Annotated in this window: 27 protein-coding genes and 1 pseudogene; 22 read left to right on the forward strand and 6 right to left on the reverse strand. The window is 62.3% G+C overall.

What is annotated here, in order from left to right:
- Positions 1-2 precede the first annotated feature (2 nt).
- Positions 3-428, forward strand: coding sequence for a DUF1801 domain-containing protein (locus CO731_RS17130; RefSeq protein ID WP_199914481.1), 426 nt, complete (start codon positions 3-5; stop codon positions 426-428).
- 72 nt (positions 429-500) lie between these two features.
- On the opposite strand, the gene CO731_RS17135 is transcribed toward CO731_RS17130, so the two are convergent.
- A complete protein-coding gene (locus CO731_RS17135) occupies positions 501-1367 on the reverse strand; it encodes a LytTR family transcriptional regulator DNA-binding domain-containing protein (protein WP_199914482.1) in 867 nt (288 codons plus the stop codon).
- 371 nt (positions 1368-1738) lie between these two features.
- Between CO731_RS17135 and CO731_RS17140 the strand changes: the two genes are divergently transcribed.
- From CO731_RS17140 to CO731_RS17155, 4 genes and pseudogenes are all read left to right on the forward strand, one after another.
- Positions 1739-2521 carry a phosphatase PAP2 family protein gene (locus CO731_RS17140; protein ID WP_108608059.1) on the forward strand — a complete coding sequence of 261 codons (783 nt, stop codon included), beginning with the start codon at positions 1739-1741 and terminating at the stop codon, positions 2519-2521.
- A 259-nt stretch (positions 2522-2780) separates the two neighbouring features.
- Positions 2781-3371 carry a single-stranded DNA-binding protein gene (ssb, locus tag CO731_RS17145; protein ID WP_108608060.1) on the forward strand — a complete coding sequence of 197 codons (591 nt, stop codon included), beginning with the start codon at positions 2781-2783 and terminating at the stop codon, positions 3369-3371.
- 62 nt (positions 3372-3433) lie between these two features.
- On the forward strand, positions 3434-3946 hold the full coding sequence (locus CO731_RS17150; protein WP_108608061.1) for a ClbS/DfsB family four-helix bundle protein: 513 nt from the start codon (positions 3434-3436) through the stop codon (positions 3944-3946).
- Positions 3947-4092: 146 nt separating this feature from the next.
- A pseudogene (locus tag CO731_RS17155) lies at positions 4093-4991 on the forward strand (HNH endonuclease).
- Positions 4992-5021: 30 nt separating this feature from the next.
- Here CO731_RS17155 and CO731_RS17160 read toward each other — a convergent pair.
- Positions 5022-5651 carry a MarC family protein gene (locus CO731_RS17160; RefSeq protein WP_055976792.1) on the reverse strand — a complete coding sequence of 210 codons (630 nt, stop codon included), beginning with the start codon at positions 5649-5651 and terminating at the stop codon, positions 5022-5024.
- A 252-nt stretch (positions 5652-5903) separates the two neighbouring features.
- Here CO731_RS17160 and gyrA point away from each other — a divergent pair, with 252 nt between their 5' ends.
- The gene (gene gyrA, locus CO731_RS17165) at positions 5904-8681 is read left to right on the forward strand and encodes a DNA gyrase subunit A (protein WP_108608062.1); all 2778 of its coding nucleotides are present in this window, start codon (positions 5904-5906) and stop codon (positions 8679-8681) included.
- A 111-nt stretch (positions 8682-8792) separates the two neighbouring features.
- Here the strand turns inward: gyrA and CO731_RS29080 are convergent, their stop codons facing one another.
- A complete protein-coding gene (locus CO731_RS29080) occupies positions 8793-8945 on the reverse strand; it encodes a hypothetical protein (protein ID WP_183260992.1) in 153 nt (50 codons plus the stop codon).
- A 199-nt stretch (positions 8946-9144) separates the two neighbouring features.
- Here CO731_RS29080 and coaD point away from each other — a divergent pair, with 199 nt between their 5' ends.
- The 6 genes from coaD to tgt are packed head-to-tail and all read left to right on the forward strand — an operon-like array spanning position 9145 to position 13461.
- Complete coding sequence (gene coaD, locus CO731_RS17170; RefSeq protein WP_108608063.1) at positions 9145-9645, forward strand: pantetheine-phosphate adenylyltransferase; 501 nt, start codon at positions 9145-9147, stop codon at positions 9643-9645.
- A 17-nt stretch (positions 9646-9662) separates the two neighbouring features.
- Entirely contained in the window at positions 9663-10250 is a 588-nt protein-coding gene (locus CO731_RS17175; RefSeq protein WP_108608064.1) for a peptidylprolyl isomerase, read from the forward strand.
- Positions 10251-10277: 27 nt separating this feature from the next.
- The gene (locus CO731_RS17180; protein WP_108608065.1) at positions 10278-10793 is read left to right on the forward strand and encodes a peptidylprolyl isomerase; all 516 of its coding nucleotides are present in this window, start codon (positions 10278-10280) and stop codon (positions 10791-10793) included.
- A 6-nt stretch (positions 10794-10799) separates the two neighbouring features.
- A complete protein-coding gene (locus CO731_RS17185) occupies positions 10800-11249 on the forward strand; it encodes a DMT family transporter (protein ID WP_108608066.1) in 450 nt (149 codons plus the stop codon).
- On the forward strand, positions 11249-12325 hold the full coding sequence (queA, locus tag CO731_RS17190) for a tRNA preQ1(34) S-adenosylmethionine ribosyltransferase-isomerase QueA (protein WP_108608067.1): 1077 nt from the start codon (positions 11249-11251) through the stop codon (positions 12323-12325). The genes CO731_RS17185 and queA overlap by 1 nt, the downstream gene beginning before the upstream one ends.
- A complete protein-coding gene (gene tgt, locus CO731_RS17195; RefSeq protein ID WP_108608068.1) occupies positions 12322-13461 on the forward strand; it encodes a tRNA guanosine(34) transglycosylase Tgt in 1140 nt (379 codons plus the stop codon). The genes queA and tgt overlap by 4 nt, the downstream gene beginning before the upstream one ends.
- Before the next feature lie 19 nt (positions 13462-13480).
- On the opposite strand, the gene CO731_RS17200 is transcribed toward tgt, so the two are convergent.
- A complete protein-coding gene (locus CO731_RS17200; RefSeq protein WP_108608069.1) occupies positions 13481-13771 on the reverse strand; it encodes a putative quinol monooxygenase in 291 nt (96 codons plus the stop codon).
- A gap of 171 nt (positions 13772-13942) precedes the next feature.
- On the opposite strand from CO731_RS17200, the gene CO731_RS17205 reads away from it, so the two are divergent.
- From CO731_RS17205 to CO731_RS17215, 3 genes are all read left to right on the forward strand, one after another.
- Positions 13943-14914, forward strand: a complete 972-nt coding sequence (locus CO731_RS17205; protein WP_245439386.1) for a threo-3-hydroxy-L-aspartate ammonia-lyase — start codon at positions 13943-13945, stop codon at positions 14912-14914.
- Positions 14915-15030: 116 nt separating this feature from the next.
- Positions 15031-15789 (forward strand): class I SAM-dependent methyltransferase, encoded by a 759-nt coding sequence (locus CO731_RS17210; RefSeq protein ID WP_108608070.1) that lies wholly within the window; start codon positions 15031-15033, stop codon positions 15787-15789.
- A gap of 135 nt (positions 15790-15924) precedes the next feature.
- Entirely contained in the window at positions 15925-16650 is a 726-nt protein-coding gene (locus CO731_RS17215; RefSeq protein ID WP_108609891.1) for an MBL fold metallo-hydrolase, read from the forward strand.
- 56 nt (positions 16651-16706) lie between these two features.
- Here CO731_RS17215 and CO731_RS17220 read toward each other — a convergent pair whose 3' ends face one another.
- Positions 16707-17120 (reverse strand): DUF4864 domain-containing protein, encoded by a 414-nt coding sequence (locus tag CO731_RS17220; RefSeq protein ID WP_108608071.1) that lies wholly within the window; start codon positions 17118-17120, stop codon positions 16707-16709.
- Between the two features lie 193 nt (positions 17121-17313).
- Between CO731_RS17220 and CO731_RS17225 the strand changes: the two genes are divergently transcribed.
- From CO731_RS17225 to CO731_RS17255, 7 genes are all read left to right on the forward strand, one after another.
- The gene (locus CO731_RS17225; protein ID WP_108609892.1) at positions 17314-17550 is read left to right on the forward strand and encodes an Lrp/AsnC ligand binding domain-containing protein; all 237 of its coding nucleotides are present in this window, start codon (positions 17314-17316) and stop codon (positions 17548-17550) included.
- 154 nt (positions 17551-17704) lie between these two features.
- Positions 17705-19117, forward strand: a complete 1413-nt coding sequence (locus CO731_RS17230) for a circularly permuted type 2 ATP-grasp protein (RefSeq protein WP_183261005.1) — start codon at positions 17705-17707, stop codon at positions 19115-19117.
- Between the two features lie 17 nt (positions 19118-19134).
- On the forward strand, positions 19135-20076 hold the full coding sequence (locus CO731_RS17235) for an alpha-E domain-containing protein (protein WP_108608073.1): 942 nt from the start codon (positions 19135-19137) through the stop codon (positions 20074-20076).
- A 12-nt stretch (positions 20077-20088) separates the two neighbouring features.
- Positions 20089-20883, forward strand: coding sequence for a transglutaminase family protein (locus CO731_RS17240; protein WP_108608074.1), 795 nt, complete (start codon positions 20089-20091; stop codon positions 20881-20883).
- 26 nt (positions 20884-20909) lie between these two features.
- On the forward strand, positions 20910-21641 hold the full coding sequence (locus CO731_RS17245; protein WP_108608075.1) for a proteasome-type protease: 732 nt from the start codon (positions 20910-20912) through the stop codon (positions 21639-21641).
- A 35-nt stretch (positions 21642-21676) separates the two neighbouring features.
- Positions 21677-22414 (forward strand): pyridoxal-dependent decarboxylase, encoded by a 738-nt coding sequence (locus CO731_RS17250; protein ID WP_108608076.1) that lies wholly within the window; start codon positions 21677-21679, stop codon positions 22412-22414.
- Positions 22415-22522: 108 nt separating this feature from the next.
- Positions 22523-23299 (forward strand): DeoR/GlpR family DNA-binding transcription regulator, encoded by a 777-nt coding sequence (locus CO731_RS17255; RefSeq protein WP_055976737.1) that lies wholly within the window; start codon positions 22523-22525, stop codon positions 23297-23299.
- Between the two features lie 31 nt (positions 23300-23330).
- Here the strand turns inward: CO731_RS17255 and CO731_RS17260 are convergent, their stop codons facing one another.
- Entirely contained in the window at positions 23331-23846 is a 516-nt protein-coding gene (locus CO731_RS17260) for a BA14K family protein (protein WP_108609893.1), read from the reverse strand.
- Positions 23847-23969: the final 123 nt, after the last annotated feature.

Below are 23969 nucleotides of genomic sequence, written 5' to 3' on the forward strand. Positions count from 1 at the left end.
ACATGGCGCCACCGCCCGTGCCGAGGACAATCATGGAGGCGCTGTCGCGCCATCCGGAGGCGGTGCGGGCGCGGCTGCTCGATATCCGCAGCCTGATCTTCGAGGTCGCGGCGGAAAGCGAAGGCGTCGGGCCGCTGACCGAAACGCTCAAATGGGGCGAGCCGGCCTATCTGACCGAGGCCAGCGGCAGCGGCTCGACCGTGAGGCTGGGCGCGCCAAGGTCTTTTCCCGACAAATGCGCGGTGTTCTTCAACTGCAATACCACACTTCTGGAGACCTTCCGTTCGCATCTCGGCGGCGAGCTGGAATTCGAAGGCAACAGGGCCGTCATCGTGCCGGCCGAGGCGGCCGTCCCGGAAGCGGCTCTCGCATTCTGCCTGCGCGCGGCGCTGACATATCACCAGCGGAAAGTCGGCCAGCGACCATGACGTGGGCAGGCGGTTGAGCGAGGCGGCGCTGCCGTGGGAAGTACCCGTCCGTATCGAAGCCGCTCGCAATCGTCAGATGCCGAGCCTTTGGCGCAATTCCTGCTGATAGGCACGTGAAACCGACCATGGCTTGGACAGTGTCCGCAATCGAACATCCCATCTGACGCCGCTGGGTGGCCGGTCGAGTTCGACGACGTGTTGCAGATTGACGATGGCGGTGCGGTGGATGCGCATGAATCCCGCCTTCGGCACCAGGCCGGCCCAGATCTTGAGCGGACGCTGGTCGAGCACCACCGATCCATCGACAAGCCAGACCTCGGTGTAGTTCTGGGCGGAGCGCAGCCCCAGAATTTCGTCCAGGCCAACGCCGCGCGCACCGCTTTGGCGCAACAGAAAGATGAGCGGTGCTGGCGTGGCGGCAGCATCAGCGACGGGATGGCCGACGGGAGCAGGGCAGCCATAGCGGGCCGTGGCGATGAGCGCGGCACACCTGGAGAGTTCGTTGGCCTCCTCGAGGCGCCAGCGACGCTTGTGCCTGGTCATGTCGAATCCGAGGCACGCGCGCAGGCTGCCGTCATGCAAGACCGGAACGCACAAGACGCTCTTGTCGTTTTGCCGGAGCATTTCGATCTGAAGCGAACGGGCGACGCGCGGCAGGTTGTCCACATCATGGATCATCAGAGCCTCACCCTTGACCAGGGATTGATGCAGCCAGGCGATCAGGGTGACCGGCGTATCCTGCAATTCCTTGAGGAAGGATCGGACGCCGCAGCGGCACCATTCATACGCATTGCGAAAACGCAGGTGGTGCAGGTCGTATTCCAGCATGAACACGCGGTCGACATCGGCTGCCTTGCCGATGTCCGCAAACAGCATCGAAATGGCCTCGTCGACCGGGTTGGCCAGAAGCCGCTTCGACGCCAGATAGGCCCAATCCAATGCAGGTTCCGATGAGCAGCAATCGATTGCTTCGAACGGTCTCCGTCCCGGCATGTCCAACCGCGTCCTAGGGCAAGACGCGCAGCAGGAGCCTCGGTCGGTCTAGCGTTGCTTTGGGCAACAGGTCGCAATGTCCGCATTCAAGCATCGGTAATGTGTCCATGGAAAATTCAAATATATAAAATAGCTTTCAATAGCACTTCGCCAAAGTTGTTGAAACATAAAACTCGACCGTTCATCCGACCGGCGTGGTGATTGGTCATCTCGTTGTTGTCGCCCTCCCAATTCGCTGTCACCGACGATTTTGTCGGGGTCGATTCCGACTTGGGGGGAATTTCGATGAATAGAATTCGCTTTTCGCCAGCTGCGAAATGACTGCTTTTCAGTCAACACCTGCATTTAGCAGTCGGAGGTTGGGTCGTTTTGGAGTCTGGAGCGACCCGGCATTCGCCGTCGGCCTGGTGGTCCTGTGGGTCGCCCTGGCATTTTTCTTCAACCGTTTGCCACAAATCGACAAGGCCGTGTCATCGCTGTTCTTTGCCGCGACCAATTGCGCGACGGGGGATGCCACCCGTATCTGCGGAGAATTTCCCGCGGCGTACATGAATGGCTACAAGTTGCTGCGGAGCGCTTTCATGGCTTTGCCAATCGTCGCTGCCCTGGTGGTTGCGGCCATTCTCTCGCGTGATCTTGTTGCCGGCCGCAGATGGCATCACGAGCGGGTTCGCGCATCCGCGGTGGCGCTTGCTGCGCTCGCGGTGGGGCCGGGCCTGCTGGTGAATGCCTTCCTGAAGGAATACATCGGGCGGGCACGGCCGCAGAGCACATCGTTGTTTGGCGGCGAGCAGCCTTTTGTGGCGGCAGCGGAATGGTCGGATGCCTGCCAGCACAACTGTTCTTTCGTTTCGGGGGAGGCGGCGGCCATTGCCTGGCTCGCCTGTCTCTTGCCCCTGTGCTCAAGGCAGGTGAGGCGCGTGCTGATCCTGCCAATGGGGCTCATCATCGTCACGGCCGGCATGCTGCGCGTCGCATTTGGGCGCCATTTCCTTTCCGACGTTGTTCTTGGCTCCCTTTCCACACTGGTTGTCTTCTGCCTTCTGGCCTGGGCCTGCGAATATCTGGCACGCGGCAGCCGGGTGTTGGCTCCGAGATAGCTCCAGCAACTCGCAAGCTTGCCGGCTGGCCAGGCGTGTGCGTCGGGCAGGCGATCGCGACATCGAAGGCAGCGAGTCCGTTTTCCCAAAGGCCTTGCCAACACCCGCCAAAAGCCTTAGAACAAAATAAGAACAAAAATGACTTGTGGACTGCACAAGGATTTCAGCCTGCAGGGGGCGCGGGCGGACGGTGCAATGGGCTAGTGTGAGCCCTCATATTTTCTTGGAATTCGGTTTCGGACGAGCGCGGAGCGGTGTCATGGCAGGTAGCGTCAACAAGGTCATTCTGGTCGGCAATCTGGGGGCGGACCCTGAAATCCGCCGGCTCAATTCGGGCGAGCCGGTCGTCAACCTGCGCATCGCGACCTCGGAAAGCTGGCGCGACAAGAACTCGGGCGAGCGCAAGGAAAAGACCGAGTGGCACCAGGTCGTCATCTTCAACGACAACCTCGCCAAGGTCGCCGAGCAGTACCTGAAGAAGGGCATGAAGGTTTACATCGAAGGCCAGCTCCAGACCCGCAAGTGGGAGAAGGACGGCATCGAGCGCTACACCACCGAAATCGTGCTGCAGAAATTCCGCGGCGAGCTGCAGATGCTCGACGCGCGCGGCCAGGGCGGTGACGCAGGTTATGGCGGCGGCCAGGTCGGCTATGGCGGCGGGCAGGGTGGCGGCTATGGCGGCGGCGGTGGTGGACGCGGATCCGATTTCGGCCAGTCGAGCCCGACCGACAGCTATGGCGGCGGACGTGGCGGTTCAGGCGGCGGCGGTGGTGGCCGCAGCGGCGGCCAGGGTGGCGGCGGAATGGGCGGTGGCGGCTCGCGCGACCTCGACGACGAAATCCCGTTCTGATCCAGGTAGGCGCGGGTGGGTGATGGATTTCAAAGTCCTAAGCCCGCACGCTGCCTCGGACCATGGCAATCCCGCAGAACAAGGCTGAACTGCTCGAGGCCATCAATGCCAGCTATGACAGGCTGGCGCGTGATTTGGCGACCATACCGGAACATCTGGCCGATGAAGCCAGCCTCGATGGGCATGCCAAGGGAACTCTGATGAGTGTCCGCGACTTGGTCTCCTACCTCGTCGGCTGGAACGAACTGGTGCTTAAATGGCATGCGGGCCGTACTGCCGGGGCGGCGGTCGACTTTCCGGAAACCGGCTTCAAGTGGAGCGAACTCGGCCGCCTGGCGCAGAAGTTCTATGGCGACTATCGATCGCTTGCCTTTCCCGAACTGCTGCAGCGTCTTGGCGAAGCCAAGGCACGGATTGTCGCGCTGGTGGAAAGCCTGGGCGATGGCGAGCTCTATGGTGCGCCATGGTACGAGAAATACGCGCTGGGCCGGATGATCCAGTTCAACACGTCTTCGCCCTACGCCAATGCGCGAGGCCGTCTGCGCAGGTGGAAGAAGGCGAAGGGGCTGGATTGATTGACCTGACGTGAACGGACGACTCTGCGGCAATCCGACTTTCGTTACCAGCAGTTGTAGCATCAATCGCGCGCGCAAAGAACTTTCGCGATGGGGCGGGATCTTGCAGCCTCGCGAATCTTTCAGGTTCGCGTTAGTAAACGCAAATGGGATTCGGGGTCTTTATTCACAGGTCGGATTCGATCTACGACGACAGTCCAGCTGAACGGTATCAGTTTCCGCCGCAATACCTGCGCAGGGTCCAACGTGCATCGGCGATTGGATCATCTACTATGAACCTCGCAAGGTTCCGGGCACGCGAGGATACTTCGCGGTCGCCAAGGTGCAGCAGGTTATTCCAGACCCCGGTGCGCAGGGCATGTTTCTCGCTCTGATCGAGCCGGGAAGTTACCTCGATTTCGCGACGCCCGTTCCGTTCAGCGGCACCGCGGGATTGGTCGAAAGGGGTGTTCTCAACAATGACGGGCGCATCTCCGGCCGCGCCCAGGCGGCAGTGCGACCGCTTTCGCCCAGCGATTTCAGCCGGATCGTCGCGCTCGGGTTGGATCAAGCGGAGCCTCTACTTCCGAGGGTCGATCCGGCATTGCCTGGTACAGGCTTGTCCGAAGAGCAGACGCCGTTCGTTTTCGAGGAGAGCCGAGAGCGGGTCCAGCACCTGACGTCAAGGATCGTGCGCGACCGCGTCTTCCGAAAGATCGTCCTGCGCGCCTATGACGAGCGCTGCGCGGTGACTGGACTGAAGCTCATCAACGGCGGCGGACGTGCGGAGGTGGAAGCCGCTCACATCCGGCCTGTGGAGGCAAGCGGACCTGACGTTGTGAGCAATGGCATCGCCCTTTCAGGTACGGCTCACTGGATGTTCGACAGGGGCCTAATCGGCTTGTCGGATGATCTCGATATCCTGATTTCCCGGCAAGCTAATGATCCCGATGGCATAAGGGGAATTGTCAATCGCACTGGGCGTGCGATCGTTCCACAGCGCTGCTCCGAGCAGCCGCACCGACATTTCCTGCATTGGCATCGCAATCACTGCTTCAAGCAGTAGGCTGGTCTCGTCACCGCGCGGGAGCGCAATTCACATCGCGATCAATGCCTTGATGCCGTCAGCGACGAACTGGACGGCGAGTGCGGCGAGGATTACGCCGAGCAGGCGGGTGAGGATCGAGCGGCCGGTCTGGCCGAGAAACTGGTCGATGCGTTCGGCGAGGATGAACACCAGATAGGTCAGCGCCAGGCAGGCCAGGATGATCAGCACCAGCGCGAGCTGGCCGGCCCAACCCTGGAACGAACCCGACAACAGAACCGTGGCCGAGATGGCGCCGGGGCCGGCGATCAGTGGGATGGCGAGCGGGAAGGCGGCGATGTTGTGGATGTGGTCGCGGGTGATGGCGACATCCGAGATCTTCTCCTTGCGGTCCTGCCGTTTCTCGAAAACCATCTCGAAGGCGATGAAGAACAGCAGGAAGCCGCCGGCGACGCGGAAGGCCGGCAGCGTGATGCCGAAGACCGTCAGGATGGCAGCGCCCGCGATGGCAAAGACGGCCAGCACGATGAAGGCGATGATGCTGGCACGCATCGAAACCTGGAGGCGCTGCTCGCGGTTCATGCCGCGGGTGACTGCCAGGAACAGGGGTGCCAGGCCGGGCGGGTCGATGGTCACGAGAATGGTGACGAAGGCATTGAAAACACTGTCGAAAAACGGCATCCGATGTCTCCCCCGGCGGACTCAGGCTAACCCGAGGCGGCCGCCAATGCCAGAGCCCTTGCGCATGATTGCAGCGCTGTGCGCGGGCAAAGCCCAACAGAGCTGCCGGACAGACTGTCGCGGATCAGGTCGCAGTGCCTATCCTTTTGATTTTTAGTGTAAAATCAGCGTTGGAAAAGCGCGGCCAAAATTGGTCAATTGCAGGCCGTTCCTATATAAGGAGCAAATGATTCCCAACATGCGTGATCAGAGTTGACCGACCAGAAATCACCGCGCGGACCTGACGGTCCCTCCGGCATCGAGCCGATTTCCATCATTGAGGAGATGCAGCGCTCCTATCTCGACTACGCGATGAGCGTGATCGTGAGCCGCGCGCTGCCCGACGTGCGCGACGGCATGAAGCCGGTGCATCGCCGCATTCTCTACGCCTCGCATGAGAGCGGCTATCACTGGAACCGCAAATATGTGAAGTCGGCGCGCCCCGTCGCCGACGTGATGGGTAAATATCACCCCCACGGCGACGCCTCGATCTATGACGCCCTGGTGCGCATGGCGCAGGACTGGTCGATGAGCGTTCCGCTTATTGACGGTCAGGGCAATTTCGGCTCGATCGACGGCGATCCGCCCGCAGCGATGCGCTACACCGAAGCGCGCCTGACCAAGGTCGCACACGAACTGCTCGAGGACATCGACAAGGATACCGTCGATTTCCAGGACACCTACGACGCGTCGGGCCGCGAGCCGCGCGTGCTGCCGGCGCGCTTTCCGGCACTTCTGGTCAATGGCGCCGGCGGCATCGCCGTCGGCATGGCGACGAATATCCCGCCGCACAACCTGGTCGAAATCTGCAACGGCACCATCGCCGTCATGGAAAACCCTGGCATCGACCTGCCTGACCTGATGGAGATCATCCCGGGTCCCGATTTCCCGACCGGCGGCCTGATCCTCGGCCGCTCGGGCATCTACAATGCCTATTCGACCGGGCGCGGCTCGGTCATCATGCGCGGCAAGGTCAATATCGAGCAGCGGGCGGGCGATCGCGAGTCGATCATCATCACCGAAGTTCCCTTCCAGGTGAACAAGGCGACGATGATCGAGAAGATGGCCGAGCTGGTGCGCGACAAGCGCATCGAGGGCATCTCCGATATCCGCGACGAGTCCGACCGCCAGGGCTACCGCGTTGTCATTGAGCTCAAGCGTGACGCCAATGCCGAGGTGATCCTCAACCAGCTCTATCGCTTCACCCCGTTGCAGACGTCTTTCGGCGCCAACATGGTGGCGCTCAACGGCGGCAAGCCGGAAGTGCTGACGCTGCTCGACATGCTGAAGGCGTTCGTCGCCTTCCGCGAAGATGTGATCAGCCGGCGCACCAAGTTCCTGCTCAGGAAGGTGCGCGACCGTGCGCACGTCTTGGTCGGCCTGGCGATCGCCGTTGCCAATATCGACGAAGTCATCAAGCTCATCCGTACCGCGCCCGATCCGCAGACCGCGCGCGAGCAGTTGATGACGCGCCGCTGGCCGGCAGCCGACGTCGAGTCGCTGATCCAGCTGATCGACGATCCGCGCCACCGCATCAACGACGACGGCACCTACAACCTGTCGGAAGAACAGGCGCGCGCCATCCTCGAACTGCGCCTGCAGCGCCTGACGGCACTTGGCCGCGACGAAATCGCCGACGAACTCAACAAGATCGGCGCCGAGATCACCGATTACCTCGACATCCTGTCGTCGCGGGCGCGTATCCAGCAGATCGTCAAGGACGAACTGCTGGCGGTGCGCGACGAATTCGGGGTGCCGCGCCGGACCGAGATCACCGACGCCGGCGCCGACATGGAAGACGAGGACCTGATCCCGCGCGAGGACATGGTCGTTACCGTCAGCCATTCCGGCTACATCAAGCGCGTGCCGCTTTCGCTCTACCGGGCGCAGCGCCGTGGCGGCAAGGGCCGCTCGGGCATGTCGACCAAGAACGAGGATTTCGTCACCCGCCTGTTCGTGGCCAACACGCACACGCCGGTGCTGTTCTTCTCGTCGCGTGGCATCGTCTACAAGGAAAAGGTCTGGCGCCTGCCTATCGGCAATCCGCAGTCGCGCGGCAAGGCACTGATCAACATGCTGCCGCTCGAACAGGGCGAACGCATCACCACCATCATGCCGCTGCCCGAGGACGAGACGAGCTGGGGCGAACTCGACGTGATGTTCGCGACGACACGCGGCACTGTGCGCCGCAACAAGCTCAGCGATTTCGTCCAGGTCAACCGCAACGGCAAGATCGCCATGAAGCTGGAGGAAGAAGGCGACGAGATCCTCGGCGTCGAGACCTGCACCGACAATGACGACGTGCTTCTGACCGCCGATTCCGGCCAGTGCATCCGCTTCCGCGTCGACGACGTGCGCGTGTTCCAGAGCCGCAATTCGGTCGGCGTGCGCGGCATCAGCATGGCCGATGGCGACCGCGTCATCTCGATGGCGATCATCGAACATGTCGAGGCGAGCCCGGCCGAGCGTGCCGCGTATCTCAAGCGTTCTGTCGCCGAACGGAGGCTGGCAGCTGGTATTGCAGCGGGCGAAGACGAGGACATCGCGCTGACCAACGAGGAGATCGGCGAGGAAGCCGACATCTCCGAAGACCGCTACCAGTTCCTGGGCCAGCACGAGCAGTTCGTGCTGACAGTCACCGACTACGGCTACGGCAAGCGCTCGTCGTCCTACGACTTCCGCCTGACCAATCGCGGCGGCAAGGGCATCCGCGCCACCGACGTGTCGAAGACGGCCGAGATCGGCAAGCTGGTGGCGACGTTCCCGGTCGGCAACGACGACCAGATCATGCTGGTCTCCGATGGCGGGCAGGTGATCCGCGTGCCGGTCGACGGCATCCGCTTCGCCAGCCGCGCCACCAAGGGCGTGACCATCTTCAATACAGCCGAAGGCGAGAAGGTGGTTTCGGTCGAACGCATCTCCGAGCCGCAGGGCGACGAAGATGGCGACGAGGCGCCAAACGGTGATGTCGTTGTCAGCGAGGAAGGCTGACCTACCCTCAGATGCGCTGAAGAGCGTGTCAAATCAAAGGGGTAGAGGGAAAAATTAAAGAGAAGAAAGCGGCGCCGAAGCGCCGCTTTTGCCTGGAGGGGCAGAAACTGTTCAGCGCGGGACGCGCGGATTACGCCAGCCGGGAAGCTGGACGCGGGCCGTCTGCACCTTGGTGCGGACGCGATGCGCCTCGTGATGGAGGCTGAAGGCAGTGGCAACAAGCATGGCCAGAGTCATGGCCGCGGCGAGCATGTAGATCATCATGGCGCTGTTCTCCTGCTTGAAACAACGGACGAACCGGCATTTGGTTTCATCTGATATACACAGGGTTTATTCACATCCGCTTGAACCGATCCTGAGATTGCCGTTCATCGTGCATTCATCTCGTAAACCATTGGCCGAAGGTACCGGGCGCCGCCAAAGTGCGCTTCCACCTTTGGCGCCGATGTTCTAGAAGCAGCGCATGACTGATCGCATCGCCATCTATGCCGGGTCGTTCGACCCGCTCACCAACGGCCACCTCGACGTGCTCAAGGCGTCGCTGGCCGTCGCCGACGTCGTCTACGCCGCCATCGGCATCCATCCCGGCAAGAAGCCGCTGTTCGCGTTCGAGGAGCGGGTGGCGCTGATCGAGGAAGCGACGAAGGTCGAGTTCGGCAAGGACGGCGCCCGCATCAAGGTGGTGGCCTTCGACGGGCTGGTGATCGACGCAGCGCGCAAGCAAGGCGCCTCGATCATGATCCGCGGCCTGCGCGACGGCACCGATCTCGACTACGAGATGCAGATGGCGGGCATGAACGAGACCATGGCGCCGGAACTGCAGACGGTTTTCCTGCCGGCAAGCCCTTCGGTCCGCACGATTACCGCCACACTTGTCCGCCAGATAGCCTCGATGGGCGGGGACATCCGCCCGTTCGTACCGGCGGCGGTCGCCGGCGCGCTCACGGCAAAATTCGCGAAATAATTTCGGAGTATCGAACTATGCAGCTCAGAAAGCTTGCCTCGTCCTTCGTCGTCCTCACCGGCCTGCTCGCAGGATCGGCTGCTGCACTGGCCGCCGAGCCGGAGAACACGATGATCATCACGCTGAAGGGCGGCGACGTGACGGTGGCGCTGCGCCCCGACCTCGCACCCAAGCATGTCGAGCAGATCAAGGCGCTGGTGCGCGAAGGTGCCTACGACAATGTCGCGTTCCACCGTGTCATCAAGGGCTTCATGGCGCAGACCGGCGACGTCGAGTTCGGCGACACGAAGGATGGCTACAGCGGCGACCGCGCCGGCACCGGCGGCTCGAAGCTGCCCGACCTGCCGGCCGAATTCTCCAAGGAGAACTTCAAGCGCGGCGTCGTCGGCATGGCACGTGCCCAGGATCCGAATTCCGCGAATTCGCAGTTTTTCATCATGTTCGATACCGCATCCTCGCTTGACGGCCAGTACACCATCGTCGGCGATGTCGAGAGCGGCATGGAGCTGATTGACGGCATCAAGAAGGGCGATGCGGCCGCAAACGGCGTCGTCAGCGACCCTGACAGCATGATCAAGGTCCGCATCGCCGCGGACGCCAAGTAATCCAAAACGCAAAGAAGGAATTTCACCATGGCCGAGATCAAGGATCGCGAAAACGCGCTGATCATGGAAACTACCAAGGGCAACGTGATCATTGAACTGCTCCCTGACCTGGCCCCCGGCCATGTCGGGCGGATCAAGGAACTGGCACGCGAAGGCGCATATGACGGCGTCGTGTTCCACCGCGTGATCGACGGCTTCATGGCCCAGACCGGTGACGTCAAGTTCGGCAAGTCGGGCGGCAAGGACTTCAACCCCGGCCGCGCCGGCATGGGCGGTTCGGACAAGCCGGACCTGAAGGCCGAATTCTCCAACATGAACCACGGCCGTGGCACCTGCTCGATGGCGCGTTCGCAGAACCCGAATTCGGCCAATTCGCAGTTCTTCATCTGCTTCGACGACGCCGGCTTCCTCAACCGCCAGTACACGGTGTGGGGCCAGGTCATCGAAGGCATGGAAAATGTCGACAAGATCAAGCGCGGCGAGCCGGTGCAGGATCCCGACAAGATCGTGTCGCTGAAGGTTGCCGCCGATATCGCGGAATAACAGGCAATGGCTGGCGTTCTCTGGTCGCTTCTCGGCGTTCTGGCGGGCGCCTTCGTTGCCATTCAGGCACCAGTGAATGCGCAGCTGGCGCGCGGGCTGGGAATGCCCGTCGCGGCGGCTGCGGTCTCATTCCTGGCTGGTGCCATCGTGCTCGGCATCATCGCCTACTTCACCGCACGCGCCCAGGGCGTCAGCGTCGACTGGCGCGCCCCGGCGCCGTGGTTGTTCGTGGCCGGCGGTTGCCTTGGCGCTGTCTATGTAACGAGTTCAGTGCTGCTCACGCCGCGCATTGGCGCGGCTGCCCTGGTCGCGTTCCTGGTCACCGGCCAATTGCTGGCCAGCGTGATCGTCGACCGTGCCGGCTATTTTGGCGTTGCCGTGCGCGAACTCTCGATGGGCCGCATCGTCGGTGCCATGCTGTTGCTCGCCGGGGCAATGATGATCCGTATCTACTGATGCGCGTCGATCTTTTCGATTTCGAGCTGCCCGAAGAGCGGATTGCGCTTCGCCCCGCTGAACCGCGCGATTCCGCTCGCATGCTCGTCGTCAGGCCAGGCGAGGAATTTGCCGACCTCAAGGTGGGCGACCTGCCGTCGTTGCTCGAACCCGGCGATGTGCTGGTGCTCAACGACACGCGCGTCATCCCGGCGCAACTCAAGGGCCGCCGCGTGCGCGGCGAGGCTGTCGCGCATGTCGATGCGACGCTCCACATGCGTGTCGGCCCCGACCGCTGGCTCGCCTTCATGCGGCCGGGCAAGCGCGTTGCCGTCGGCGACCGCATCCAGTTTGGCCACAGCGCCGAGGCCTGCATGCTGGGCCAACTCGACGCGACTGTGATCGAAAAGGGCGAGGCGGGCGAAGCGTTGCTGGCGTTCGACGTATCTGGCCCGGTGCTGGACGAGGCGCTGCATGCCGTCGGCCATATTCCGCTGCCGCCCTATATTGCCTCCAAGCGTGCCGACGACGAACGCGACCGGCGCGACTACCAGACCGTCTATGCCAAGGAGGAGGGCGCGGTTGCGGCCCCTACCGCCGGACTGCATTTCACGCCGGAGCTGTTTGCCGCACTCGAGGCCAAGGGCATCGAACAGCATTTCGTGACACTGCATGTCGGCGCTGGCACCTTTTTGCCGGTGAAGGCAGACGACACCGCCGAGCACAAGATGCATTCGGAGATCGGACATGTGTCGGCCGAGACCGCGGCGGCGCTGAATGCCGCCAAGGCGCGCGGCAGCCGCATCGTTGCCGTCGGCACCACCTCGCTTCGCCTGATGGAAAGTGCGGCGCGCGCGGACGGTACCATCGCCGCCTGGTCCGGGCCGACCGACATCTTCATCACGCCCGGCTACCGCTTCAAGTTCGTCGACGCGCTGATGACCAATTTCCATCTGCCGCGCTCGACCTTGTTCATGCTGGTTTCGGCCTTTTGCGGACTTGAAAGGATGCAGGGCGTCTACGCCCATGCGATCGCGGACGGCTACCGCTTCTATTCCTATGGCGATGCCAGCCTGCTGTTCAGGAACGACCGATGAGTGAAGAATTCAAGTTCAACGTGCTTGCCACCGACGGCAAGGCGCGCCGCGGCGAGATCACCATGCCGCGCGGCACGATCCGCACGCCGGCCTTCATGCCGGTGGGCACCGGCGGCACGGTCAAGGCGATGTACATGGACCAGGTGCGCGGCGTCGGCGCCGACATCATCCTGGGCAACACCTATCATCTGATGCTGAGGCCCGGTGCCGAGCGCGTGGCGCGGCTCGGCGGCCTGCACGAATTCGCCCGCTGGCCACATCCGATCCTGACCGATTCTGGTGGTTTCCAGGTGATGTCGCTGTCCAAGCTGCGCAAGCTTAGCGAAAAGGGTGTGACCTTCCGCTCGCATATCGACGGTGCTGCCTACGAAATGTCGCCGGAACGCTCGATCGAGATCCAAGGCCTGCTCGATTCCGACATCCAGATGCAACTCGACGAATGCACCGCACTTCCGGCGACGCCGAAGGAAATCCAGCGCGCCATGGAGCTGTCGCTGCGCTGGGCCGAACGCTGCAAGGCGGCTTTTGGCGACCAGCCGGGCAAGGCGATGTTCGGCATCGTGCAGGGCGGCGACATTCCCGATATGCGCGTGCGCTCGGCGCAGGCGCTGAAGGGGCTCGATCTCAAGGGTTACGCAGTGGGCGGACTGGCCGTCGGCGAGCCGCAGGAGGTGATGCTCGACATGCTCGACATCACCTGTCCCGAGCTGCCGGAGGAGAAGCCGCGCTACCTGATGGGCGTCGGCACGCCCGACGACATCATCAAGTCGGTGGCGCGCGGCATCGACATGTTCGACTGCGTGATGCCGACCCGCGCCGGCCGCCACGGCCTTGCTTACACCCGCCGCGGCAAGGTCAACCTGCGCAATGCCCGCCACGCCGACGACCCGCGGCCGCTGGACGAGGAAAGCGATTGCCCGGCCGCACGTGACTACAGCCGCGCCTATCTGCACCACCTGATCAAGTCGGGGGAGTCGCTGGGCGCGATGCTTTTGACCTGGAACAACCTGTCCTACTACCAGCACCTGATGAGCGATATCCGCGCCTCGATCGAGGCCGGCCGCTTTGCCGACCGCACCGCCGAGATCGGCGAAGGCTGGGCGCGGGGCGATCTGCCGGTACACCCGGGGCAGTGACGCCGGCCGTCTGGCTGATTCAGGCGGCGAACGGATCCATCAGGATGAAGGTCGGATCCTGCCGCTGATGCCGGTTGATCAAGGGCACCAGCCGGACAAAGTGCTCCGACCGGCAATGTGCGTCGAGGGCGGCACGATCGGGCCATTCCTCGACGAAGATGAAATGCCCGGGGTCCTTCTGGTCGATGAAAAGATCGTAGGCGATGCACAGCTCCTCCTGCCGGGTCTTCTCGACAAGCTCGGCATAGAGCGGCATGACGGTTTCGATGAATTCCGCCTTGATGAAGTCCTGGGCGATGACCTTGAGCATGGATGAAGCCTGATCCGATTCTGTTGGTGCCGAGGCCCGGTTTTCACCCTTCGGCCATTGGCTGCAAGACACGTCTGCCCGGCAGCCGACAATCATTCCGCCTTTGATGCGCCGGACTTATGCGTGCGCCCGTGACAGGCTATGTTTTGAATGCCTGCCACGGAGATGCATATGGCCAGTCCTTCGCTGCGAATCCCCACATTCGACGATGTCAAACTAGCCCAGGCGCGTCTTGCGGGGGCTGCGCACAAGACGCCAATCCTGACGTCGCGGACGGCAGATGCGCAAACTGGCGCAACGCTCTATTTCAAGGCGGAAAACCTGCAGAGGGCTGGCGCGTTCAAGTTTCGCGGGGCCTACAACGCGATCGCCGTGCTGGACCAAGCAATGCGGGCCAACGGCGTTGTCGCCTATTCCTCGGGCAACCACGCCCAGGCCCTCGCTTATGCCGCCAGCCTCCTGGGTGTTTCGGCAACGATCATCATGCCCAAGGATGCGCCTGTCATAAAAGTGGCCGCGACCCGGGGGTACGGCGCCGAGATCGTCTTTTATGACCGCTACACCGAAGACCGCGAGAAGATCGCCCGGGGCATCGCGGCCGAGCGCGGCGCGGCGCTCATCCCGCCCTATGACCATGCTGACGTCATCGCCGGGCAGGGCACTGCGGCGTTGGAACTTATCGAGGACACTGGAGACCTCGATCTGCTTGTGGTGCCGCTGGGCGGTGGGGGGCTGCTTGCCGGTTGTGCGTTGAGCGCGCGAGCGCTGTCGCCCGCATGCAGGATTGTCGGTGTCGAGCCTGAGGCCGGCAATGACGGCCAACAGTCGCTGCGCAAGGGGGAGGTGGTTCACATCGCACCGCCGAAATCCATCGCCGACGGGGCGATCGTCACCCATGTCGGTTACCACAACTTTCCGATCCTGAAAGACAAGGTCGATGACATCGTGACCGTCACGGACGCGCAACTGGTCGATACTGTCAGGTTCTTTGCCGAACGCATGAAGATCATCGTCGAACCGACCGGCTGCCTGGCTGCGGCTGCCGTCCTGCATGGCGCACTTGGTTGTGCGGGCAAGCGGGTCGGCATCGTTCTGAGTGGCGGCAATGTGGATTTGAAGGTGCTGAGCACGCTTTTGGCCTAAGGTGTTCTGGGGTTCAGGCGATGCCGCCTGACCGCAAGCCCTGGCGTATCGGGTATTGGCGCACAAGCTGACTTGTCTTATTGCGAAGGCATGGAAGTAAGCGCATCGGGAATTGCATGAACAATCGCTACGGAACCCTGGCATCTTGGGTCTACAACTTGGACAAGCCTGTCGGCAGGTCGTTTGGGGACGTCGAATATTATCGCCAGCGCCTGGAAGCCTGCACCGGCCCGGTGCTCGAACCGGCTGTCGGCAACGGCCGATTTTACGTGCCGTTGCTGCAATCAGGCATTTCGGTGGAAGGTTTCGACCCGTCCGAGGAGATGCTGAGCTATTGCCTGAGCGCATGCCGGGAGCGGTCGCTTGATCCGAAGCTGACGCAGCAGAGCTTTGAAACCTTTGCCTACGATCGGAAATTCGCAGCGATCGTCGTGCCGCTCGGCTCGTTCCAGCTGATCACCGAATTGGCGTCGGCCAAGGCTCTGCTGAGCCGGTTTTTCGACCATCTGGCGCCGAATGGCAGGCTTATGGTCGACCTGGATCCGATCGGCAGCTTCCTGGGGACGAGCGGTTCCGTTCGCAGCTGGAACACCGAAGACGGCGACCTGCTGACGTTGACCGACACCAGGGTCGAGACCGACTTTGTTGCGCAGAAAACGGCCTCGCAGCTTCGCTACGAGCATTGGCGCCATACAAAGCTGGTCGATACCGAACTCGAACTGTTCAGCCTGCGCTGGTGGGGCGTCAACGAGTTTGCCCTTTCACTGGCAGAAGCCGGCTTTGTCGACGTCGTCGCCTCCGGGAACTACCAACATGGCCGCGTACCGCAGAAGGAAGATGAGACCATCAGCTTCGAGGCACGCCGGCCGGCCTGAATTTGGGTCTCAAAGCGAGTAAGCCGGTTAACCCGCCTTGATTGATATATTCGCCAACGCTTGTCTACCCTGATGCAGGGTGTCAGGAACACTGTTGTATAGTCGATGCATGTCTTGACCTCAAAGGAGGCGAAAATGGACATTGCCATCGATGAAATCGCGGCAGAGACGTTCAGACTATCAAGCTACTCGCCTGAAGCCGGTTTGACTTTCAACCAGTTTGTTGTTCGCGATCAGCAACCGCTTCTTTATCACACGGGCTTTCAAAGAGCGTTTTCATCAACGCGGGATGCTGTCGCCACATTGCGTGATCCCGCCAAGCTTCGGTGGATCGGCTTTTCGCACTTCGAGCCGGATGAATGCGGTGCCCTGAACAATTGGCTGGCCATTGCGCCTGATGCGACAGCTGTTACCAGCGCCGTGGGAGCCAGCGTGATGCTGGACGATTTCGCAGATCGGCCAGCGCGGGCCCTGATGGACGGCGAGCGCCTGGATACGGGAGCGCATACGTTCGAATTTCTCTCCACCCCACATCTGCCTCATGGGTGGGACGCAAGTCTTCTGTTCGATGAGACAGAGCGCACGCTTTTTGCGTCCGATCTGTTTCTGCACCAGGGCGAGGGGCCGGCCGTCGTCGAAACGGATATCGTCGGGCCGGCTCGGGAGATGATGGCTTCCACGCGCGACAGCCCGTTCGCCCATAGTATTCCATGGACCTCACGAACCAATGCGATGTTCGATCGGCTGATGTTGCTTCAGCCAAATACGCTTGCGATCATGCATGGATCGGCTTTCCGGGGAAATGGATCTGGTGCGCTTTCCGAGCTCCGCGGTTGCCTCAGGACCCTGTCAGCATCTTGAGTTCGCAGGCCGAAGACGGCCGCCGCTGCGCGCTTTTGAGTGCAGGTGCCTTTGTCTCATGTGCTCAGCGAGTTCGAGGCCCTGAGGCTGACGCCGGTGATACGCCAGATGCCGTCGGGCTGCAGTTCGAGCGTGTAGACGGCTTCATAGTCCTTGCCGTCGGGCCCAACGATGAGCACTTGCTGGGCGATTGCGGTCGGGCCCATCTCCCGGGATTTGCCGAAATCGAAGCTCTGCGGGTGATGCACCGGTTTGTAGCCGCCCGACACCATGCCCATGAAGGTTTCAAGCGTGGGGAAGATGCGCTTCACATTCGGCGCGGCATAGCCGTAGGCAGTGGCGTTGTCGCCGGCGCGGAAGGCCTGGAGCTGGCCCGATATGCTGCCCTGCGCCGCCTTGATCTCGGCATCGCCGGCAAGGGCCGGAAAGGCGCAAAGCAAGGTGGCGAAGGCGATGGCGGCACGGCGCATGTTGGCGTCTCCCGTTCGGTGGCGGGCATTGGCCGGCGCCACGATGACATTGTAACATACGCAGGCGAGCCGTTTGCGGTTTCATGCTACCGGCTCGTTGGCCAGCGGCGGTGCGCCCAAGCATTGGCTTGAAAGCGCAGGCTGGTTCTGCGACAAGACCGGCAGCGATGGCAGGGCCGGAACGGACGGTGCGATGAAGACCTTTTTCGTGCAGATCAAATGCGAACTCGGCAAGGCCTATGAGGTGGCGAGCGCACTGGCCGATGCGGAGATCGCCTCGGAGATCTATTCGACCGCCGGCAACTACGACCTGCTCGCCAAGTTCTATGTCGATGACGAGGAAGACATCGGGCACTTCGTCAACGAGCGAGTCCACTCGATCGGCAACATCAAGGACACCTTCACGACGGTGACCTTCCGCGCCTTCTGAGCGCGGCGAGGGCAGGGATACGCCCAAATCCCCGGCTTTCTGCCAAAATGATGGGCAAATTCCCTGTAATGAAGCCGGCTACGCCTGAAACAGGCGATTGCGCTTGATTTTCTCCCCCGAGGTCATTTCACTGATCTCAGAGGGGAGTTTGCCATTGGTCGCCTTCGACGAAATGCTCCCGGCAGAAGCCGGATTGAGACGGCCCTACGAAGCCTATGACGGCTGGCTCAAGAACCAGGATGCTGCCCGCCTTACCGAAAAGATGCGTGATGCCGAGCGGGTTTTCCGCAAGACCGGCATCACCTTCGCCGTCTATGGCGAGCAGGAGGCCTCCGAACGGCTGATCCCGTTCGACATCGTGCCGAGGATCATCTCCGGCAACGAATGGCGCAGGCTGACGCAAGGCATCGAGCAGCGCGTCCAGGCGCTGAACGCCTTTCTCGACGACATCTACCATCGCCAGGAGATCCTGCGCGCAGGCCGCGTGCCACGCGATCTGATCGCCACCAACGAGGCGTTCCTGCCGGAGATGATAGGGGTCAGACCGCCGGCGGGGGTCTACACCCACATCATCGGCGTCGACGTCGTGCGCATCTCCGAGAACGAGTTCTACGTGCTCGAGGACAATGCGCGCACGCCGTCCGGAGTCTCCTACATGCTGGAGAACCGCGAGACGATGCTGCAGCTCTTTCCCGAGCTGTTCCAGCGCATCAAGGTGCATCCGGTCGAGAACTATCCCCAGTTGCTCAGGCAGTCGCTGGCGGCGGTGCGGCCGAACGGGGTCAGCGGCGCGCCGACGATTGCGGTGCTGACGCCGGGCAGCTTCAACTCGGCCTATTTCGAACATGCGTTTCTGGCCGACCAGATGGGCGTGCAGCTTGTCGAGGGACAGGATCTTCGCGTCGTCGACGGGCGCGTGGCGATGCGCACCACCGAGGGCTACAAGCAGATCGACGTGCTTTATCGCCGCGTCGACGACGCCTATCTCGATCCACTGACCTTCAAGCCGGACTCGGCGCTCGGCGTGCCCGGCATCATGGACGTCTACCGCGCCGGCAACATCACCATCGCCAACGCGCCAGGCACCGGCATCGCCGACGACAAGGCGATCTATTCCTACATGCCCGAGATCATCGAGTTCTATACCGGCCGCAAGCCGATCCTCGGCAACATCCCGACATGGCGCTGCTCGGAGCCTGACAGCCTGAAATACGTCCAGGAGCATCTCGCCGAGCTGGTGGTCAAGGAAGTGCACGGTTCTGGCGGCTACGGCATGCTGGTCGGGCCGGCGGCGAGCAAGAAGGAGCGCGAGGAGTTTTCCAAGAAGCTCGCGGCCAGGCCGTCGAACTACATCGCCCAGCCGACACTGTCGCTGTCGACCTGCCCGATCCTGACCGAGAAAGGCCTGGCGCCGCGCCATGTCGACCTCAGGCCGTTCGTGCTGGTTTCGGACCGTATCCGCATCGTGCCGGGTGGCTTGACGCGCGTGGCCCTGAAGGAGGGCTCCCTTGTCGTCAACTCATCGCAGGGGGGCGGAACCAAAGACACTTGGGTTTTGGACGACTAAGGGGACGCTGACAGTTCATGCTTCTGGGACGCACCGCCAACGGCCTCTACTGGATGAACCGCTACATCGAGCGGACCGAAAACATGGCGAGGCTGATCGATGCCGGCCTGCGCATCGCGCTGACCCGCAGCCAGGACGCCTCGGAGGAATGGAAATCGGTGCTGCTTTCGGCGGGAGCCGCAACCTCCTTTGCCGACAAGCACAGCGACTATACATCCGAAAACGTTGCCGACTTCCTGTTGCGCGACATGTCGAACCCGTCGAGCGCGGTGGCGGCGATCGAGACCGCGCGCAACAATGCCCGCATGGTGCGCACCGCGCTGACCCGGGAAACCTGGGAGAGCATCAACGAAGCCTGGATGTCGCTGAAGCGCGTGCTGGCCAGCCCGATCGACCAGCGCGAATTGCCCGGCGTGCTCGACGCCATCAAGCGCGAAACGGCGCTGATCCGCGGCTCGTTCTACGGGACCATGCTGCGCAACGAGATCTTCGACTTCGCCCAGCTTGGCACCTATGTCGAACGCGCCGACAACACGGCGCGCATCCTCGACGTCAAATATTACGTGCTGCTGCCGTCGGTATCGTGGGTGGGCTCGTCGCTCGACAACTACCAGTGGGAGTCGATCCTGCGGTCGGTGGCGGCACACCGGTCCTACCGCTGGGTCTACGAGGCCGAATACAAGCCGACCAACATCGCCGAGTACCTGATCCTCAACGTGCGCATGCCGCGTTCGCTGACCTTCAGCTATCGCTTCCTGGCCGAACATCTCAAATTTCTCGGCGAGGATTATGGCGCGCGGCACCCGGCGCAGGAGATCGCAGAGCGGACCTATGCCAAGCTGCGCGGCACCGAGATCAAGGACATCTTCGAAGCCGGCCTGCACGAATTCCTGGCCGATTTCATCACCGACAATAACCGGTTGGGCGATCAGGTCGCCCAGGATTTCGGCTTCTACTAAGCGGACACCCACATGCGGCTCAAGGTCACCCACCGCACGGAATATAACTACGACGAGCCCATACGCTACGGCTTGCAGCGGTTGCGGCTGTGGCCGGTCAGCGGGCCGGCGCAGACCGTGCTGACCTGGTCGCTGCGCGTCGAGGGTGCGCGCGAGGAGGTGCGCTTCCTCGACCAGTTCGGCAACGACACGCGGCTTCTCAGCATTGACAGCGACCCGCATACGATCAGCGTGGTGGCCGAAGGCGAGGTCGAGACCAACGATGTGGCGGGCGTGTCCGGGCCGCACCGCGGTTTTGCGCCGCTGTGGCTTTTCCAGCATGAGACGCCGCTGACGGCGCCGGGCGCGTCTATCCGCCAACTCGTCGCCGGCATGGGCGAGGGCGGCGGACTGGAGCGGCTGCACGCGCTGATGGCGACGATCCGGGACCGCATCGCCTACGTGACCGGTACCACCGATACCCGAACGACCGCCGAACAGGCGCTGGAAAAAGGCACCGGCGTCTGCCAGGACCATGCCCATGTGTTTGCCGCCTGCGCCCGGCTGACGGGTTTCCCGGCACGCTATGTCAGCGGCTACCTGATGATGGACGACACGGTGGAGCAGGTGGCGAGCCACGCCTGGGCGGAAGCCTATGTCGACGGGCTCGGCTGGGTCGGCTTCGACGCCGCCAACGGCATTTCGCCCGACGAGCGCTATGTGCGCGTCGCGGTGGGCCGGGATTATCGCGAGGCGATGCCGATTTCGGGCATCCTGATCGGTCGGGCGCAGGAACGGCTTGCAGTCCACATCACTGTAGAGCAGTAATCCGGCGAGCAAGCGGACCGGAATCGATGACTTACTGCGTTGGCCTGAAGATTGATCGCGGACTGGTGTTCATGTCGGACACGCGCACCAATGCCGGGGTCGACAGTATTTCGACCTTTCGCAAGATGCGTATCTGGGAGCAGCCGGGCGAGCGCGTGGTCGTGCTGATGTCGGCCGGCAACCTCGCCACGACGCAAGCCGTGGTCAGCCTCCTCGACGAGCGGACCAAGGCTGTGGCCGATCGGGCGCCTACGCTGCTCGAAGCACCTTCGATGTTCCAGATCGCGCGGCTGGTCGGCGACACGGTCAAGGAAGTGATCTCGCAGTCGGCTCCCGCCGGACAGACGGCGGATTCGGCGTTCAACGCCTCGTTCATCCTCGGTGGCCAGATCAAGGGCAGCGAACCCAGGCTGTTCATGATCTATCCGGAAGGCAATTTCATCGAATGCAGCGACGACACGCCGTTCTTCCAGATCGGCGAGACCAAGTATGGCAAGCCGATCATCGTGCGCGCCTATGACCGCAAGATGAGCTTTGCCGAAACGGTGAAGCTTTTGATGGTTTCGTTCGATTCGACGCTGAAATCGAACCTTTCGGTCGGCCTGCCGCTCGATCTCGCCTTTTATGAAAAGGACAGCCTGAAGATCGGCCTGAAAAGGCGGATCGGCGCTGACGATCCCTATTACAGGAGTGTTTCCGAAGGCTGGTCGGATGCGCTGAAAGCAGCGTTCCAGAGCCTGCCTGATTTCATCGAGTAGTCGGCCAGGGCCCTATTTCACGTCGGAGGACGACCATGGACAACAACGAGTTTCGCCATTGGTCGGTGAAGGCGGCCGAATGGGGCGTGGACTACCGCACCGGGCTACGTGACCGACCGGTGCGGCCGGATGTCAAACCGGGAAGCATTTTCGGCGCGGTCGCGGCCAGTGCGCCCGAACAAGCCGAGCCGATGGAAGATATCTTCGCCGATTTCGAGGCGACCATCGTGCCCGGCATGACGCACTGGCAGCATCCGCGCTTCTTCGCCTATTTCCCGGCCAACGCTGCGCCCGTGTCGGTGGTGGCGGAATATTTGGTCAGCGCCATGGCAGCCCAGTGCATGCTCTGGCAAACCGGCATCATCAACTATTCCGAATGGTCGGTGCCGCTCGGCCGGCGGTTCCGGGCGCTGAAGCTGTGGTTCCTGCTGCGTGCGCATGGGCTTGAAGGCCTGCGGACGATGATCCGCAACCATGTCGCGTGGAGCGAGAAGCTGGCCGAACGGCTGCGGCGCGAGCCCGGTTTCGAGATCAGCAGCGAGCCGATGCTGTCGCTGTTCTCGTTCCGCCATGTACCCGGTGCCGCCGCCGATCTCGACCAGCACAATCTCGACCTTGTCGAGCGCATCAATCGCGACGGCCGGATCTACCTGACCCAAACACGCCTCGACGGACGCGCGGTGATCCGCTTCCAGGCAGGGCAATTCGAGGCGACGGAGGCCGACGTCGACCACGCATTCGAAGTGATCACCGAGATCGCCCGCGCCGGCTGAGGGCGGCCGGCGATCGGGGAAGGTGCTTCGCCTTTGCTTTCGAAGCGCCTTTTCAGTGCTTTCGTTTTCCCCTATCGTCCGTCAAAACGAAATGAGGGGAATGCCGAAATGTATCTTTCGCCGCGCCAGTCGGAAATCATCCAGCTTGCCAAGGACAATGGGCGCGTGCTGGTCGACGACCTGGCGGCACATTTCCAGGTCACGCCGCAGACCATCCGCAAGGATCTCAACGACCTCTGCGACCAGCGCCTGCTGAGCCGAATCCATGGCGGGGCGCTGTTCCCCTCGGGCATCGAGAACCTGGAATACGAGGCGCGGCGCAAGATCGCGGCCGACGAGAAGGATGCCATCGGCCAGGCGGCGGCGCGTATCATTCCCGACAACGCCTCGCTGTTCGTCAATATCGGCACCACCACCGAAGCCGTCGGAAAGGCGCTGCTCGACCATAAGGGACTGATGGTCATCACCAATAACATCAATGTTGCCAACAGGATGCGGGTATATCCTGACATGGAGGTGGTGATCGCGGGCGGGGTTGTACGCGGCTCGGACGGCGGCATCGTCGGCGAAGCGGCGGTCGATTTCATCCGCCAGTTCAAAGTCGACTATGCGGTCATCGGCGCTTCGGCGATCGACCATGACGGCGCGCTTTTGGATTTCGATTTCCGCGAGGTGAAGGTGGCGCAGGCGATCATCGCCAATGCCCGTCATGTCATCCTGGTGTCGGACCGGACCAAGTTCGAGCGCACGGCACCGGTGCGCATTGCGCACCTGTCGCAAATGGACACTTTCATCACTGACCACTGCGACATACCGAGCATCCGCAAGATCTGCGCGGAATCCGATGTCCAGCTTGTCGAAACGAAAAAACCCGCGCCCTTGTGAGCGCGGGTTCCGTTCGACTGCTACGCCTCGGTCAGTAAGGCGAATAGCACTGCTGGCGCGGCCCGTTGTAGGGCTGGAACGTGTTGTCCGAGGCCCGATAGGACCGGTAACGGTCATAGCACCACTGCACATGCGAATTGCCGTAGCGGCTCGGCTGCACGTAGCGCGGCTGCGGCTGGTTGGCGATGGCGCCGCCGATGATCGCACCGGCGATGAATGCGCCGGCCGGGAACCAGAAGTCGTTGTGACGACGATAGCCGGGGCGGTAGTCACGGTAGCCGCGATGGCCATTGAAATAGACCGCGTCGCCACGGTCCCTGTAGAAACCGCGACGCGGCGTGCGGAAATGGCTGGCACTGTCGCTGCGTTCGACGCGCATGGCGCGACGCTTCTTCCAGTAGTTGTCATACTGGACCTGCTGGATGGCAGTGTCGGCCTGCGGCGCCTTGGGATAGTAGGCGGGTGCGGCGGCAACCGGCACGATTGACGCAATCGCAAACGATGCGGCAATGGCCGTTGCCATCAAGCCTGACATAACTTTCTTCATGATGGTCTCCTCGTAGTGTGGCGTCCGCTTGTAGAGGTAAACGGCGCCAACGGGCAAATGTTCCTCGGCCGACACCTGGCAGCCAATAGTGCGAGCTGTCAGCCTTTCACGTGGAAATAATGG

It is taken from the genome of Aminobacter sp. MSH1 (assembly GCF_003071665.1).
Classification (GTDB): domain Bacteria; phylum Pseudomonadota; class Alphaproteobacteria; order Rhizobiales; family Rhizobiaceae; genus Aminobacter; species Aminobacter niigataensis.